This is a genomic window from Cryptosporangium minutisporangium (assembly GCF_039536245.1).
In the GTDB taxonomy this organism is placed as follows: Bacteria; Actinomycetota; Actinomycetes; order Mycobacteriales; family Cryptosporangiaceae; genus Cryptosporangium; species Cryptosporangium minutisporangium.
The window spans coordinates 154,156-169,291 of record NZ_BAAAYN010000002.1; the positions used below are offsets into that span (position 1 = coordinate 154,156).

General features: G+C 71.0%; 15 protein-coding genes. 7 read left to right on the top strand and 8 right to left on the bottom strand.

Features of this window, described 5'->3' with window-relative positions; all coding sequences use genetic code 11:
• The first annotated feature begins 4 nt into the window (after window positions 1-4).
• The 3 genes from zwf to pgl are packed head-to-tail and all read left to right on the top strand — an operon-like array spanning window position 5 to window position 3,494.
• Complete coding sequence (gene zwf / locus ABEB28_RS01985; protein WP_345726177.1) at window positions 5-1,747, top strand: glucose-6-phosphate dehydrogenase; 1,743 nt, start codon at window positions 5-7, stop codon at window positions 1,745-1,747.
• On the top strand, window positions 1,744-2,730 hold the full coding sequence (locus ABEB28_RS01990) for a glucose-6-phosphate dehydrogenase assembly protein OpcA (RefSeq protein WP_345726179.1): 987 nt from the start codon (window positions 1,744-1,746) through the stop codon (window positions 2,728-2,730). The genes zwf and ABEB28_RS01990 overlap by 4 nt, the downstream gene beginning before the upstream one ends.
• Window positions 2,731-2,732: 2 nt before the next feature.
• Complete coding sequence (gene pgl / locus ABEB28_RS01995; RefSeq protein ID WP_345726180.1) at window positions 2,733-3,494, top strand: 6-phosphogluconolactonase; 762 nt, start codon at window positions 2,733-2,735, stop codon at window positions 3,492-3,494.
• A 113-nt stretch (window positions 3,495-3,607) separates the two neighbouring features.
• Here pgl and ABEB28_RS02000 read toward each other — a convergent pair whose 3' ends face one another.
• From ABEB28_RS02000 to ABEB28_RS02015, 4 genes are all read right to left on the bottom strand, one after another.
• Window positions 3,608-3,952 (bottom strand): RNA polymerase-binding protein RbpA, encoded by a 345-nt coding sequence (locus ABEB28_RS02000; RefSeq protein ID WP_345726181.1) that lies wholly within the window; start codon window positions 3,950-3,952, stop codon window positions 3,608-3,610.
• 74 nt (window positions 3,953-4,026) lie between these two features.
• A complete protein-coding gene (secG, locus tag ABEB28_RS02005; RefSeq protein ID WP_084740175.1) occupies window positions 4,027-4,269 on the bottom strand; it encodes a preprotein translocase subunit SecG in 243 nt (80 codons plus the stop codon).
• 209 nt (window positions 4,270-4,478) lie between these two features.
• Window positions 4,479-5,744 (bottom strand): HAMP domain-containing sensor histidine kinase, encoded by a 1,266-nt coding sequence (locus tag ABEB28_RS02010; RefSeq protein ID WP_345726182.1) that lies wholly within the window; start codon window positions 5,742-5,744, stop codon window positions 4,479-4,481.
• Complete coding sequence (locus ABEB28_RS02015; protein WP_345726183.1) at window positions 5,741-6,403, bottom strand: response regulator transcription factor; 663 nt, start codon at window positions 6,401-6,403, stop codon at window positions 5,741-5,743. Before ABEB28_RS02015 ends, ABEB28_RS02010 begins: the two co-directional genes overlap by 4 nt.
• A 190-nt stretch (window positions 6,404-6,593) precedes the next feature.
• On the opposite strand from ABEB28_RS02015, the gene ABEB28_RS02020 reads away from it, so the two are divergent.
• Genes ABEB28_RS02020 through ABEB28_RS02030 form a run of 3 tightly spaced genes read left to right on the top strand, consistent with a single transcriptional unit; the run spans window position 6,594 to window position 8,014 of the window.
• A complete protein-coding gene (locus tag ABEB28_RS02020; protein ID WP_345726184.1) occupies window positions 6,594-7,544 on the top strand; it encodes a hypothetical protein in 951 nt (316 codons plus the stop codon).
• A gap of 24 nt (window positions 7,545-7,568) precedes the next feature.
• Window positions 7,569-7,748, top strand: coding sequence for a hypothetical protein (locus ABEB28_RS02025; RefSeq protein ID WP_345726185.1), 180 nt, complete (start codon window positions 7,569-7,571; stop codon window positions 7,746-7,748).
• A 50-nt stretch (window positions 7,749-7,798) separates the two neighbouring features.
• The gene (locus ABEB28_RS02030) at window positions 7,799-8,014 is read left to right on the top strand and encodes a hypothetical protein (RefSeq protein WP_345726186.1); all 216 of its coding nucleotides are present in this window, start codon (window positions 7,799-7,801) and stop codon (window positions 8,012-8,014) included.
• On the opposite strand, the gene dxs is transcribed toward ABEB28_RS02030, so the two are convergent.
• From dxs to ABEB28_RS02050, 4 genes are all read right to left on the bottom strand, one after another.
• A complete protein-coding gene (gene dxs / locus ABEB28_RS02035; protein WP_345726236.1) occupies window positions 7,977-9,869 on the bottom strand; it encodes a 1-deoxy-D-xylulose-5-phosphate synthase in 1,893 nt (630 codons plus the stop codon). The two genes, ABEB28_RS02030 and dxs, sit on opposite strands and share 38 nt — an antisense overlap.
• A gap of 503 nt (window positions 9,870-10,372) precedes the next feature.
• Window positions 10,373-11,647: a sugar ABC transporter permease gene (locus ABEB28_RS02040; RefSeq protein ID WP_345726187.1), complete on the bottom strand. Its 1,275-nt coding sequence runs from the start codon at window positions 11,645-11,647 to the stop codon at window positions 10,373-10,375.
• The gene (locus ABEB28_RS02045) at window positions 11,644-12,483 is read right to left on the bottom strand and encodes an ATP-binding cassette domain-containing protein (RefSeq protein ID WP_345726188.1); all 840 of its coding nucleotides are present in this window, start codon (window positions 12,481-12,483) and stop codon (window positions 11,644-11,646) included. The genes ABEB28_RS02040 and ABEB28_RS02045 overlap by 4 nt, the downstream gene beginning before the upstream one ends.
• 126 nt (window positions 12,484-12,609) lie before the next feature.
• A complete protein-coding gene (locus ABEB28_RS02050; RefSeq protein WP_345726189.1) occupies window positions 12,610-13,710 on the bottom strand; it encodes a sugar ABC transporter substrate-binding protein in 1,101 nt (366 codons plus the stop codon).
• Window positions 13,711-13,956: 246 nt separating this feature from the next.
• On the opposite strand from ABEB28_RS02050, the gene ABEB28_RS02055 reads away from it, so the two are divergent.
• Window positions 13,957-15,135, top strand: a complete 1,179-nt coding sequence (locus ABEB28_RS02055) for an ROK family transcriptional regulator (protein WP_345726190.1) — start codon at window positions 13,957-13,959, stop codon at window positions 15,133-15,135.
• Window position 15,136 lies beyond the last annotated feature (1 nt).

The window sequence follows — 15,136 nt, forward strand, 5'->3', positions numbered from 1 at the left end:
TGCGATGACCAAACCGGCCACGGGCGCTCCCAAGGCGTCCGGCAAACCATCCTCCGGGGCGAAGTCCGCCCCGGACACGTCCGACCCGGACGCCGGCGGAAAGCCCGCGGCTGCAGCGCCAGCCGGCACACCGGCGGCGGGCAGCCCCACCGCGTCCAGCCCGGCGGCCGACAAACCCGCGGCGGGCACCATCCCGCCGTCGCAGCTCACCGCGTCGCCGGGGGGACGCGCGGCCAATCCGCTGCGTGACCCGGCCGACCGACGGCTGCCGCGGGTCCCCGAGCCCTGTGCGCTGGTCATCTTCGGGGTCACCGGCGACCTGTCCCGTAAGAAGCTCATCCCGGCGATCTACGACCTCGCCAACCGCGACCTGCTGCCGCCCGGCTTCGTCGTCCTCGGCTTCGCCCGACGCGACTGGGGCGACGGGGAGTTCGAGGAGGTCGCCCGGGAGTGGGCGAAGAACGGCGCGCGCACCCAGTGGCGCGAGGACGCCTGGGAGCGCCTCTCGGAGAACATCCGGTTCGTCGCGGGCTCGTTCGACGACGACGAGGCGTTCGACCACCTCGCCGGGGCGCTCAAGGAACTGCACGACGAGCACGGCATCCTCGGCAACGCCGCGTTCTACCTGTCGATCCCGCCGGCGCTGTTCCCGATGGTTCTCAACCAGCTCGAGCGAACGAAGATGGCGGACAGCACCACCTCCGGCGGGTGGCGGCGGGTCGTCGTCGAGAAGCCGTTCGGCCACGACGTGGAGTCCTCCAAGGAACTCAACCGTCTGGTCGACAACGTGTTCACGGCCGACGACGTGTTCCGGATCGACCACTACCTGGGCAAGGAGACGGTCCAGAACCTGCTCGCGCTGCGGTTCGCCAACCAGCTGTTCGAGCCGGTCTGGAACGCGCACTACGTCGACTCGGTGCAGATCACGATGGCCGAGGACGTCGGCATCGGGACCCGGGCCGGGTTCTACGACAAGACCGGTACCGCCCGCGACGTGATCCAGAACCACCTGCTCCAGCTGCTCGCGCTCACCGCGATGGAGGAGCCGGTGAGCTTCTCGTCGGAGGCGATCCGCACCGAGAAGCTCAAGGTCCTGCACGCGACGAAGATCCCGGACGACCTCGAGCACGACGCGATCCGCGGGCAGTACGAGCAGGGCTGGCTGGCCGGTCAGCGCGTGCCGGGGTACCTCCAGGAGAAGGACATCCCGCCGGACTCGACCACCGAGACGTACGCGGCGATCAAGCTCGGCGTGCAGACGCGGCGCTGGGCCGGGGTGCCGTTCTACGTCCGGGCGGGCAAGCGCCTGCCGCGCCGGGTCACCGAGATCGCGGTGCTGTTCAAGCGCGCGCCGCACCTGCCGTTCGCCGACACCGACACCGAGGCGCTCGGCCAGAACCAGCTGGTGATCAAGGTGCAGCCGGACGAGGGCATGACGATGAAGTTCGGCTCGAAGGTGCCCGGCTCGGCGATGGAGGTCCGCGACGTCGCGATGGACTTCCTGTACGGCGAGGCGTTCACCGAGTCCTCCCCCGAGGCGTACGAGCGGTTGATCCTGGACGTGCTGATCGGCGACGCGACGCTGTTCCCGAACGCGGACGAGGTCGAGGCCAGCTGGGTGGTGATCGACGCGCTGGAGGACTACTGGGAGGGCACGGCGCCGCACAAGTACCGGGCCGGTGAGTGGGGCCCCAAGGCCGCGGACGAGATGCTCGCCCGCGAAGGACGCACCTGGAGGCGGCCGTGACGACACTCTGGGACACCACCGGCACCGACGTGGTCAAGGCGCTGTCGGAGTCGCGCCGGGCCGCCGGTTTCGTCGCGAGTGGCGTTGCGCTGACCCTGGTCGTCGTCGCCAACGAGAAGCACGTGGCGGCGGCCGAGGACGCCGCCAGCGTGGCCGCCGCCGCCCACCCGTGCCGCCTGCTCATCGTGGTCCGGCGCCAGATCGAGGCACCGATGCCGCGGCTGGACGCGGAGATCTCGGTCGGTGGTCGGCTGGGCCCCGGTGAGGCCGTCGTGATGCGGATGTACGGGCGGCTCGCCGCCCACGCCGAGTCGGTCACGCTGCCGCTGCTCGCGCCGGACGTTCCGGTCGTGACGTGGTGGCACGGGGAGCCGCCGGAGAGGATCGCGTACGACCCGCTCGGCGTCTTCGCCGACCGCCGGGTCACCGACGCCCGCGAGGCCGCCGACCCGATCGCGGCGCTGCACGGCCGGGCCGAGGACTACGCGCCGGGCGACACCGACCTCGGTTGGTCCCGGACGACGCCCTGGCGGACGCTGCTGGCCGGGGCCTTCGACACCGTGACCGGGCGGCCGTTGTCGGTGAAGGTGGTCACCGCGCCGCGCAACGTCACCGGCACGCTGCTGGTCGGCTGGTTGCGCAGCCGACTGGGCCTCGACGTCGATCTGCAGGAGACCGCGAAGCGGGGCATCGCCGAGGTCACCGTCGAGATCGACGACGGCACGACGATCTCGGTGGTCCGGCAGGACAGCCACCACGCGATCCTGCGCCGGACCGGGGTACCCGACCGGATCCAGCCGCTGGCCAGGCGGACGCTCGGCGAGCAGCTCGCCGAGGAGATCAAACGGCTCGACCCGGACCAGCCCTACGGTGAGGCGCTCGGCGCCGCTACCGGGCTGACCGGGCTCAACCAGCGCTCGCCGTTCCGTTCGCACGTCTGGAAGGACCCCATGCCCGCCGCCTCCCCCGCCACCCCCTCATGACCGTGGGCGAACTCTCGGTCGTCGTCCACCGGGACGCCGACGTGCTGGCCGCGGCGGCCGCGGCCCGGCTGATGGTGCGGATCGTCGACGCGCAGCAGGCCCGGGGTAGCGCCTCGATCGTCCTGACCGGCGGCGGCGTCGGCATCGGGACGCTCAAGGCGCTCAACGCGAGCCCGGCCAGGGACGCGATCGACTGGGGCGCGGTCGACATCTGGTGGGGCGACGAGCGGTACCTGGCGCCCGGCGACCCCGAGCGCAACGAGGTGCAGGCCAACGAGGCCCTGCTCGACCACGTCCCGGTCAATCCGGCACGCGTGCACCGGATGCCCGCCGACACCGGCAGCGACCCGGAGACCGCGGCCGAGCGCTACGCCGACGAACTGTCGAAGGTCGCGCGGGCCGGCACGTCGCTGCCGAAGTTCGACGTGCTGCTGCTCGGCGTCGGGCCGGAAGGGCACATCGCGTCGATCTTCCCGGAGTCACCGGCGGCGTACGACGAAGGACTGGTGACCGCCGTCCGGAACTGCCCGAAGCCACCGCCCACCCGGATCTCGCTGACGTTCGGCACGATCACCAGCGCGGACGAGGTGTGGCTGCTCGCCGCCGGGGCCGGTAAGGCCGAGGCGGTGGGGCTGGCGCTGGCCGGCGCGGGACGCGTCCAGATCCCGGCGGCCGGTGCGCGGGGCGGCGTCCGGACGTTGTGGTTGGTGGACGAGGCCGCGGCGGTCAAGGTGCCCCCGGAACTCCGCCTCCGCCGAGGCTGATCCGGCCGGAACGTGAACAGCCCCCGTCCCGGGAGGGATGGGGGCTGTTCGACGTTCGTACCGCGCGCGGGTGGGTCGCACCGCGCCGCGGGGCGGAGCGCGTCAGCTACGACTCAGATCTCGCCTCGGCGAGCCCTGACTTTCGCAAGCGCTTCCTCGAGGATCGCCTCACCGTCTGCGTCGCTGCGCCGTTCCCGCACGTAGGCCAGGTGCGTCTTGTACGGCTCGTTACGCGGAGCGGCCGGCGGGTTCTCCCGGTCCTTACCGGCGGGCAGCCCGCACCGCGGACAGTCCCAGTGCTCCGGCTCGGCCGCTTCCTGGGCGAACGACACGCGGGTCACGTGTCCGTTAGCGCAGTAGAAGGGAATGTGACGGCGGGGCGCTGACTCCCCCCGCTCCGCCTCTCCCATCGGCCCCGCGCCCACGCGGGTACCTCGGATGGCATTTCCACCAGCCACGGTTACAGCGCTCCGTTCCTTCCCAGAGGGGGTGGGTGGGGTGGTCGCTGCCGGGGTCGACCGAGCCCGAGAAATCAGGCGCCGGCGGTCGTCTTCAGCAGCAACCCGAGCGTCACGATGCAGGCGAACCAGATCACGCCGGTAGCGATCGTGATCCGGTCGAGGTTCTTCTCCGCGACCGAGGAACCGGAGAGGTTAGAGGAGACGCCACCACCGAACATGCTGGACAAACCTCCACCCTTACCACGGTGGAGCAGGATCAGCAGGATCAGCGCCAAGCTCGTCACGACGAGCACGGTCGACACGGCGATGGTCATTGCGGGTGGGAGTTCCTCTCGCTCTCGCGGGGGTCGCGGACACCGGCCCGATTCTCCGGGGTGCCGCGCTGGGGCCGCAGCACCACCCGGACAGGATAACTGCCTCGGCGGCGCGGACGAGCCATGGTCACCATCCACTCCACCATTCAGAGGAATTGTTTGGGGAAAACCGCGCCGAGAAGCCGCCCCACGCACGGCTCAGCGGCGGGTCAGCGGGGTTGGGGACGCGCGACACCACGGACCCGCCCGGTCGGGGCGGCGTCGCGGCCCGGCGCGGTGAGCGTCGCGGCGATCGCCGGATCCGCCGCGGGGATCAGCACCGTCACCTCGAGCCCGCCGCCGGGGCGCGCCACTGCCTGCACGGTTCCGCCGTGCGCACCCGCGACCGCTCGGACGATCGAGAGCCCCAGGCCTGCGCCACGGGTGCCGGTGCGCTCCACACCGCCGCGCCGGAACGGCTCGAACAGCCCCGGGACGTCGCGCTGGTCGAGGTCCGGTCCGTCGTTGGCGACCACCAGCCACGCCTGCCTGCCGTCGCTGCCGGTCCGCACGTTCAGGACGCCATGGGTGAGGTTGTAGCGGACCGCGTTCTCCACCAGGTTGCCGGCCAGCCGCTCCAGCAGGCTCGGGTCCCCCACCACGACCGCCGGCGCAAAATCCGTGCTGACCTGGAGCGAGAGCCGCTCGGTCTCGGCCGCGACCGCCGCCAGCGTGGAGGGCACGCCGCGGGCCAGGTCCACCGGGATCTGCTTGGCCAGCCGTCCGGCCTGCGCCTCGGTGCGGGCGAGCAGCAGGAGGGCCTCGATCAGCTCGTTCGCTCGGCTGGACGCATCCCGGACCACGGTGCCCATCCGGCGGAGATCCTCGACCGTGGCGTCGGAGTCGGCGAGCGTCACGTCGATCTCCGTCCGCATGACCGCGAGCGGTGTGCGGAGCTCGTGGCTGGCGTTCGCGACGAACCGCTTCTGGCTGCCGAACGCGGCGGACAACCGGTCGAGCATGCTGTCGAACGTGTCGGCCAGCTCCTTCACCTCGTCGTCCGGGCCGGTGTGGTGCAGCCGGTGGTCGAGCGTCTCGGTGGAGAGGCGGCGGGCGGTCGCGGTCACCTGGTGCAGCGGGCGCAGCGCCCGCCCGGTGAGCAGGTGTCCGCCCGCCACTCCGGCCACGCCGATCGCGACCAGCGCGAGGAAGCCCTTCACCAGGAGGTCGGTCGTCGTGGTGGACGCCACGCTCTCCTGCCATGCGGTCGCACTCTCGGTGTGCGTACTGCCGTCCGCGTCGACGAGCGTGACGCTGGAGCCCGGCGCGAGCTGCTCGGTGGACATCAGCTGGTCGCGGACCAGAAGGTAGGAGAGCACCAGCAGGAGCAGGCCGGCGCCGACCAGCAGGATCCCGTTGAGCAGCGTCAGCCGCAGCCGAAGCGTCGGGCGCAGGCGAGACGGGCGTACCGGGGCCGTCCCCCCGTACACGGTCATCTCGGTGTCACCCGGTAGCCGGCACCGACCACCGTCTCGATCAGCGGCGGATCACCGAGCTTCTTGCGTAGCGTCATCATCGTCACCCGCACGGTCGTGGTGAACGGATCAGCGTTGGCGTCCCACACCCGTTCGAGCAGCTCCTCGCTGGAGATCACCGCGCCGCGGGCGGACAGCAGCACCTCCAGGACGCCGAACTCCTTGCGGGTCAGGTCGACCGGACGCCCGGCGCGGCTGACCACCCGGCGGGCCGGGTCCAGCTCGACGTCGCCGACGGCCAGCACCGGCGGCGCGGGCGGGGTCGCCCGCCGGCCGAGCGCGCGGACGCGAGCGACCAGCTCCTCGAACGCGAACGGCTTCGCGAGGTAGTCGTCCGCGCCGATACCGAGGCCCTCGACGCGATCGGCGACCGTGCCGCTGGCGGTCAGCATGAGGACTCTGGTGAGCGAGCCGGAGGCCGCCAGCTCGGTGCAGATCACGTCCCCGTGGACGCCCGGCAGGTCACGGTCGAGCACGACGACGTCGTAACGGGTGACGGTGGCCATCTCCTGGCCGTCGGTTCCGTTGTAGGCGACGTCGACGGCCATCCCTTCCCGGCGCAGACCACGGGTCACCGCGTCGGCCAGAGCCCGCTCGTCCTCGATCACCAGCACCCGCACGTCGTGCCTCCTACTGCGTACCGTCGCCGGGAGCCCGACACCGAACCCCCACCCCGACGGTAAGCCTCCTCTGCACGGCAGTCGGCACTGGGCGCGGCGTAATGCCGGTTACGTCCACGTTGGACGGCCTTCGGTGGCGACCGTGCGCGCAGCGCCACTCCGGCGGTGTGGTATCGATCGCGGGGTGCGCATGCTGTCGACTCCCCCACCACCGCCCGCTTCGACCCCGGTACCACTCGCCGGTCTCGATGCGGTGCCGTGGAACCGGCTGCACCACGCCTACGGTGTCGCCACCGACGTCCCAGGGCATCTCCGGGCGTTACGGTCGAGCGATCCGGACGTCCGGCAGAACGCCTGCGCGGCGCTGCTGGGCACCGTCTATCACCAGGGAACCCGCTGGCAGGCGACCCGGTACGTGGTCCAGTTCGTAGTCGGGCTGGTGGAGGCCAGGGACACGCCGGACCGCGCGATCCTCATCGGGCTGCTGCGCGCGCTCTCGGTGGGCGACCGCGAGGACGGCGAGCTGCCGTTCTCCCCCGCCGCGGCGTTCGCGGGCGCGCGCGGCGTGACGTCCGAGACCGAGCGGACGGTGCTCACCTGGCTCTACGACGAGGAGACCCGTCCGGACGAGGCGCAGCTCGCCGCCACCGACGCGGTCGCCGCCTACTGGGCCCAGGCCGCGTACGAGGCGGGCGCCCGGCACGGGTACCGCTACCTGAACTGGCTCGCCGACCCCGATCCGGCGGTGGCGGCCGGCGCCGCGGAGTTGCTGGCGTGGTTCCCCGCGACGCCCGGCATGGTGCCGGCCCTGATCGCGGTCCCGGAGGACGACGCGCACGCGCTCGCCCGCTGCAGCGCGAACCTGAGCCTCGGACACCTGGGCAGCAGCGCGGCCGGCAACATCGAGGTGGACGCCCGGCTCGTCGAGCTGCTCGGGGCGGCACATCTCACGGTGGCGCTGACGGCCGCGGTGGCCCTGGCCTACCGGCACGGGACCGCTTTGCCACCGAAGGCGCTCCAGGTGCTCCAGGAGGCGCGCAATCACAAGGTGGGGCGCCGGGAGTGGTCCGACAGCTGGCCCTGGGACCGCCCACCAGCCGCCTTCGCCTCGCTGGCCCTCCGGAAGGCGTCAGCGAACTGAACCTCGCGCATGCATTCTGCATGCATGGTCGCTCTCCGGATCCGTGACGTTCCGGACGACGTCCGCGATGTTCTCGTCGAACAGGCACGCGTCAAGGGACAGTCGCTCCAAGCCTTCCTACTCGACCTGTTCCGCATGCAGGCCCGCCGCTCCGTGAACACGACCCTGCTGCAGCAGTTCAGCGGCCGGTCGGACGGCTCCTGATCGCTCGCCGGAGAGACCGCGGCCACGCTGGCGGAGCAACGCGGCGCACGATGATCGTGATCGACGCGTCCGCGCTCGCGGACGCCTTGATGGACGACGGAGACATCGGCGAACAGGCCCGGCGGCTGCTGGCGTCCGACCCGGGATGGGCGGCACCGAGCCATCTCGTCGTCGAGGTGCTCTCCGTGCTCCGGGTGGAGATCACCGAGGGCGGGGCCGGCGTGGTTCTCAGCGGGCCGCCCACTCGGAGGGTTGGTCAGCGCTGAGCGACACCCACTCGGTGATCTGGCGCGCGATGTCCTGCGCGGTGAGCCCCAGGTCGGCCAGGATCTCGCCGCGCGAGCCGTGCGGGTGCCAGGCCGCGGGCACGCCCAGGTCGCGCACCGGCACCGCGACACCGGCGTCGGAGAGCGCCTGCACGAGCGCGGTGCCGATACCGCCCGCCCGAACCCCGTCCTCCAGCGAAACGACCAGTTGGGCGTCGCCGGCCAGCGTCACCAGCTCGGCGGGCACCGGCCGCACCCACCGCGGGTCGACGACCGTCACCCGGATGCCGTGCTCGGCCGCTCGCGCCGCGACCTCGACCGCGGTGTGCGCGAACGCGCCGACGCTCACCAGTAGGACGTCCGGCTTCTTGCCGGCGTCGACCAGCACGTCCACGCCGCCGACCCGGGCCACCGCCGGGAGGTCGGCCGGGACCGCGCCGGTCGGGAACCGCACCACGGTCGGGCCGTCGCTCACCGCGACCGCCTCGCGGAACTCCTCGCGGAGCGTCGCGGCGTCGCGCGGCGCCGCAACCCGGATCCCGGGTACGACGCCCAGGATCGACAGGTCCCAGATGCCGTAGTGGCTCGGCCCGTCCGGCCCGGTGATCCCGGCCCGGTCGAGGACGAACGTGACCGGCAGCTCGTGCATCGCGACGTCGAGCAGCGTCTGGTCGAACGCCCGGTTGAGGAACGTGGCGTACACCGCGACGACGGGGTGCATACCGCCCATCGCCAGGCCCGCCGCCGACGTGACCGCGTGCTGCTCGGCGATGCCGACGTCGTACGCCCGCTCCGGGTAGCGCTGGGCGAGCTTGTCGATGCCGGTGGGGATCGCCATCGCCGCGGTGATGCCGACGATGTCCTCCCGCTCCTCGGCGACCGCGACGAGCTCTTCGGAGAAGACCTTGGTCCACTTCAGCGTCGGCGGGGCGATCGACTTGCCGGTCGCCGGGTCGAACGCGCCCGGGCCGTGGAAGTTGTCGGCCTCGTCGGCTTCGGCCGGCGCGTAGCCGTAACCCTTGCGGGTGACCGTGTGCACGATCACCGGACCGCCGAACGACTTGGCCCGGCGCAGCGCCGACTCCAGCGCGTCGAGGTCGTGCCCGTCCACCGGGCCGACGTACTTCAGGCCCAGGTCTTCGAACATGCCCTGCGGGCTGATCGCGTCCTTCAGGCCGCGCTTCACGCCGTGCAGCGCGTCGTAGAGCGGCGCGCCGACCAGCGGAGTGCGGGACAGCGACTCGCGCACCACGTCGAGCACCCGCTCGTACCCCGGGTTCAGGCGCAGCGTCGCCAGGTGGTTGGCGAGGCCGCCGATCGTGGGCGCGTACGAACGACCGTTGTCGTTGACGACGATGACGACCGGCCGGTCCTTGCCCGCGGCGATGTTGTTGATCGCCTCCCAGCACATGCCGCCGGTCAGCGCGCCGTCGCCCACCAGCGCCACGACGTGCCGCTTCTCGCCGCGCAGCGCGAACGCCTTGGCCAGGCCGTCGGCGTAGGAGAGCGCAGTCGACGCGTGCGAGTTCTCGACCAGGTCGTGCGTGCTCTCCGCCCGGCTCGGGTAGCCGGAGAGGCCGCCGCGCTGGCGGAGCTTGTCGAAGTCGTGCCGGCCGGTGAGCAGCTTGTGCACGTAGGCCTGGTGGCCGGTGTCGAACAGGATCTTGTCGACCGGGGACTCGAACACCCGGTGCAGCGCGATCGTCAGCTCGACCGCGCCGAGGTTCGGACCGAGGTGGCCGCCGGTCTTCGAGACCTTGGCCACCAGGAAGTCACGGATCTCGGCCGCCAGGGTCGGCAGCGCCTCGGCGGGCAAGGCCCGCAGCTGCTCCGGCGAGCTGACCGTGGCCAGCAGGGAGGTCGACTCACCGTCGGACTGTGCACCCTTGAAGGGGGGAACCTCGGCGCGGGCCTGGTCGGTCACGGTGGCGGCAACTCCTCGCACTTGCGGGGTCAGGGGGCCTGCTGGTGGGAGCCGGCGAGGCTTTCGAGTCTAGCCACGGCTGACCCGACCGCATCTCGAAGCCCAGACCGCCACCCCATGGTGCACCCCCGAGGAAACCCCAGCTCATCGGGGCCGACGCAGGCCCCGCCCCGCCGCTACCGCGGCCGGAAACCCACACAGAAACTTCACGCACACGCCCGGCTTCGCCCTTTTCAGACGCCTGCCGTTACAAAACCGATGCGGACGCCGCGCGCGTGCGCAGCGTCCGCATCAGCAGTTGTTGTTGCACTTGCAGTTACGACGAACCTGGAGCCCGTCCAGGGCGGCGCTGACATCCGCGCGCAAGGCCGCCTCGACCTTTGGGTGGTCTCAAGGCCTTGCGCGCGGCTGTCAGCGTTGTTCGGGACGGGCCGCTACCGACCGGAGGATTTGCGGCCTCGGGAGGAGGCAGCGTCGATCACCACGGCGCCGAGGAGGACCGCACCGGTGATGATGTACTTCACCGAGCTCGACAGCGACATCAGCGCCAGGCCGTTCGCGATCGCACCGATCACGACCGCGCCGAGCAGCGGCGCGTACCGGCGGGTGCGGCCACCGAAGAGGCTGGTACCACCGATGACCGCCGCGGCGATCGAGTTGACCAGCACGTCACCGGCGCCGGACTGCTGGTTCGCGAAGCCCAAGCGCATCGCGGCGATGACGCCACCGACCGCGGCCAGCGTCGAGCAGAGCATGAACACCGAGATCCGGATCGCGTCGACCTTGATACCGGCCCGGCGCGCGGCCTCGATGTTGCCACCGACCGCGAGGATGGACCGGCCGTAGCGCGTCCGCCGGATGATCCAGTCGAAGATCAGCACCAGCGCCACGGCGAACACGAAGATCCACGGCAGGCCACGGTCGAGACCGAGCTTGTAGGCGAGCGCCACGGTCACGACGACGAGGAAGGCCGCGACGACCGCGGTGACCCAGATCGGCTGGCCGGAGAGCCCGGCCTTCCGGCGACGGGCGGACCCGGTGAGCGCGGTCACCACGTACAGCGCGGTCAGCGCGAAGCCGATCGTGTAGGTCAGCCACGTGGGCAGGAACTTCTGCTGGCCGATGTCGATCAGCACGCCGGCCGGCGGCATGTTGACCGTGCCCTGCTCACCGAGGATCTGCAGCTGCACACCCAGCCAGCCGAGCAGGCCGGCGAGCGTGATGACGAACGACGGCACGCCGATCTTGGTGAACACGATGCCGTGGATGAGGCCGATCACCGTGCCGGCGATCACCGCCATCAGCACCGACAGCCACGGGTTCACCCCGTTCGTCGCGTTGGCCACCGCCACGATCGCGGCCGCGACGCCGCTGACCGAGCCGATCGAGAGGTCGATCTCGCCGAGCAGCAGCACCAGCGTGATGCCGAGCGCGATGATCGTCAGCGAGGCGATCTGGAGGCAGAGGTTGACCAGGTTGAACGCGTTGAGGAACGTGTCGTTCAAGCTCTGGAAGACGATGACGATGACGACCAGGCCGACGATGATCGGCAGCGAGCCGATGTCGCCGCTCTTCAGCCGCTGCACCAGCGCACTGAGGTAGCCCATCGGGCCGCGGGCCTGGATCAGACGAGGATCGAGCAGGTCCGCCGCGACGGCACCTTCGGCCGGCTTCTCGGCCGGGTCCAGGGGGGTGTTCGTCGTGCTCACGCGTTCGTCCCTTCGTGCCGGCCACCGGTGCGCTGTTCCCGGGCGGCCCGCTCGGCCACCACGTTGTCGCTGGCGCCGGTGATCGCGGCGACCAGCTCGGTCGTGCTCACCTGGCGGGCGTCGAACTCGCCGGCGTTCCGGCCGAGCCGCAGTACCACGACGCGGTCGGCGACGGCCTGCACGTCGGCCATGTTGTGGCTGATCAGGACGACCGCGAGGCCGCGGTCGCGGAGCCGCTCGACCAGGTTGAGCACCTGCGCGGTCTGGGCGACGCCGAGCGCGGCGGTCGGCTCGTCGAGGATGACGACCTTCGGGTTACCGAGCAGCGAGCGCGAGATCGCGACGGTCTGCCGCTGGCCACCGGAGAGGGAGGCGACCGGGATCCGGACGCTGGGGATCTTCGCGGCGAGCGTCTTCAGCAGCTCCCAGCTGCGGCGCTCCATCTCGGCTTCGTCGAGGGCGACGCCGCCGATCGTGACTTCGTTGCCGAGGAACAGGTTGCCGACCACGTCGAGGTTGTCGCAGAGCGCGAGGTCCTGGAAGACCGTGGCGATGCCGAGGTTCTGCGACGCCGACGGCGACGGGATGTTGACCGGGCGACCTTCGAACAGGATTTCGCCGGAGTCCGACGGTCCCGCTCCCGACATGACCTTGACCAGGGTGGACTTACCCGCTCCGTTGTCCCCGACCAGCGCGACCACCTCCCCCGGGCGAACCGAGAAGGAGACGTCGGTGAGCGCTTGGACGGCGCCGAACCGCTTGTTGATGCCCGTCATCGAGAGCACCGGCGCATCTGTGCCGGTCCTTGGACGGCCGGCCCCTGTGGTGGCTGTCATGCGGTCCTCTTCGCTGCGAGGGGGTGGGATGGGATGGCTGGCTGCCGGAAGTGGAGGGCTGACGTGCGGGGACGACGGCACACCGTCCGGTGTGCCGTCGCCCGCGCCTTCAGGAGAGGTCGGCCGTCACTGGAGGCCGGCCGCCTTGCAGGCCGCTGCGTAGTCGGCCGTGCAGATCTGCGCCGCGGTGTAGAAGTTGTCGGCGACGACAGTGGTCTTGATGTTGTCCTTGGTGACCGCAACCGGGGTCAGCAGGATCGACGGAACGTCTTCCTTGCCGTTGTTGACCGGCGTGGTCGTCTCGGTGATCTCCTTGCCCTGGGCCAGGGCGACCGCGATCTCGGCGGCCTTCTCGGCCTCCGGCTTGATCGCCTTGTAGACGGTCATGAACTGGTCACCGGCGACGATCCGCTGGATCGCGGCGAGCTCGGCGTCCTGACCGGTGACCGGCGGGAGCGGGGTCACGCCCGCGGCCTTCATCGCGGCGATCGCGCCACCGGCGGTGCCGTCGTTGGCGGCGTAGACGCCGACGAAGCCGGTCTTACCCAGCTTGGAGATCTGGCCGTCCATGAACGTCTGGGCGTTCTCCGGCTTCCACTCCGGGGTGAAGAAGTCGGGCGTCGGCTCCAGCTTGAAGCCGGACTTGTCGAGGACCGAGTGAGCGCCCTTGTTGAAGAGCTTCGCGTTGTTGTCCGTCGGCGAGCCGTTGATCATCACGACGTTGCCGCTGGTCTTGCCGGACTTCTTCAGCTGGTCGACCAGCGAGGTGGCCTGCAGGGCGCCGACCTTCTCGTTGTCGAACGAGATGTAGTAGTCGAGGTCCGCACCGGTCACGAGCCGGTCGTACGAGATGACCGGGACCTTCTTGGCCTTCGCGGTGTTGACGATGCTGGCAGCAGCCGCACCGTCGACCGGGTCGAGCACGAGGACCTTCGCGCCGTCGTTCAGCGCGGCCTCGGCCTGCTGCTGCTGCGTGTCGGTCTGCTGGTTGGCGTTGTTGTAGATGACCTCGCAGTCCGCGCAGAGCGACTTGACCTTGGCCTCGAACAACGGCTTGTCGAACTGCTCGTACCGGGTCGTCTGCGACTCCGGGAGCAGCAGGGCAATCTTGGCACTGTCGCTGCTGCTGCCGGACTCAGAGCCTTCGTCTGAGCTCTCACAGGCTGCCGCGCTTAGCGCCAGCAGCACGGCAGCGGCAACAGCGACGCCGCGACGCAGAGTGAACACCGAACCTCCCGATGGGGACGCATCAAAAACACTGCACCGGCGCACTCCGCCGATGACCAGAACACTCTGCCCTCGGGCTAGGTTCCGTCAAGGAACACCCATAACGGTTTGGTTTCGTCATGGACACGACACTTCACTGTATCGGTAAAGCCGACGAAAGCGACGAAGCATGCACTCCCGGCGGCTTCCAGCGATTCAGTTTTGTGTTCAGTTGACAGAACTGGCGACACGCCCGAATATTCGTGCATGACTGACCAGGTGTCAGGTGTCACGGCCCTCGGCGGTAATCAACGCCGTCTGGCTGATGCCCTGCGGGCAATGGGGCCCAGTACCCGAGCAGATCTGGCCTCCGCGACAGGGCTTTCCCGCGCCACGGTGTCCACTACTCTGAGTGATCTCGCGGACCTCGGACTGGTCGTCGAACCCGGCGGTACGGCACCCGCCGGACCCGCCGGTGGCCGACCGGCCGCCGTCGTGCAGCTCGCGCCGGGCGCGGGCGTCGTCGCCGGGGTGGACGTCGGGCGGCGCCACGTCAACGTCGCGGTGGCCGATCTGGCGCACACCGTCATCGCTGAGCGCGGAGAGCGTCTGCAGCCGGACGAGGAGCATACCGCCGAGGTGATGCTCGACCGGGCCGCCGCGCTGGTGGTGGCCGCCGTCGAGGAGTCCGGCCACCTCCTGTCCGACGTGATCGGCGTCGGGCTCGGCCTCCCGGCGCCCGTGGTCAGCGGCACCGGCCTGCTGGGCGCGTCGAACATCTTGCCGGCCTGGGCCGGGCTGGCGCCCTCGGTGGAGCTGGGACGACGTCTCCAGCTGCCGGTGCACGTGGAGAACGACGCGAACCTGGGTGCGCTCTCCGAGCACACGTGGGGTGCCGGCCGGGGCAGCGAGGCGCTGGTCTACCTCAAGCTGGGCACCGGCATCGGTGGCGGGCTGGTGATCAACGGTCGGCTGTTCCGGGGAATCTCCGGGACGGCCGGGGAGATCGGTCACCTCAGTCTGGACGCGGCCGGTGACGTCTGCCGCTGCGGCAACCGCGGCTGCCTGGAGCTGGTCGCCGGTGGTGCGGCGCTGGTCTCGGTGCTCGGCCGCGGCCGCCCGGAGGTCCGGTCGCTGGCGGACGTCGTCGGGCTGGTCGCCGACGGGGACGCACCGTGCCGCCGACTCGTCGCCGACGCGGGTTCGTCGATCGGGGTGGCGCTCGGCGGCCTGGTGAACCTGATCAACCCGGACCGGGTCGTGGTCGGTGGTGAGCTGGCGGCGACCGGTCAGGTCCTGCTCGACCCGCTCCGGCACGCGCTCGGACGGTCGGCCGTGCCGTCGGCGGTGGAGGCCGTGGACGTCGTCCAGGGGACGCTCGGCGGCCGCGCCGAAGCGCTCGGCGCCGTGGCCCTGGTGCTCCGGGAGCCCTCCCCGACCCGGTAGT

Excerpts from the sequence above, each read along its gene's own strand:
- zwf (WP_345726177.1), top strand. The coding sequence starts at position 5 with ATGACCAAACCGGCCACGGGCGCTCCCAAGGCGTCCGGCAAACCATCC.
- secG (WP_084740175.1), bottom strand. The coding sequence starts at position 4,269 with ATGACCATCGCCGTGTCGACCGTGCTCGTCGTGACGAGCTTGGCGCTG.
- ABEB28_RS02010 (WP_345726182.1), bottom strand. The coding sequence starts at position 5,744 with ATGACCGTGTACGGGGGGACGGCCCCGGTACGCCCGTCTCGCCTGCGC.
- ABEB28_RS02020 (WP_345726184.1), top strand. The coding sequence starts at position 6,594 with ATGCTGTCGACTCCCCCACCACCGCCCGCTTCGACCCCGGTACCACTC.
- ABEB28_RS02025 (WP_345726185.1), top strand. The coding sequence starts at position 7,569 with ATGGTCGCTCTCCGGATCCGTGACGTTCCGGACGACGTCCGCGATGTT.
- ABEB28_RS02030 (WP_345726186.1), top strand. The coding sequence starts at position 7,799 with ATGATCGTGATCGACGCGTCCGCGCTCGCGGACGCCTTGATGGACGAC.
- ABEB28_RS02045 (WP_345726188.1), bottom strand. The coding sequence starts at position 12,483 with ATGACAGCCACCACAGGGGCCGGCCGTCCAAGGACCGGCACAGATGCG.
- ABEB28_RS02055 (WP_345726190.1), top strand. The coding sequence starts at position 13,957 with ATGACTGACCAGGTGTCAGGTGTCACGGCCCTCGGCGGTAATCAACGC.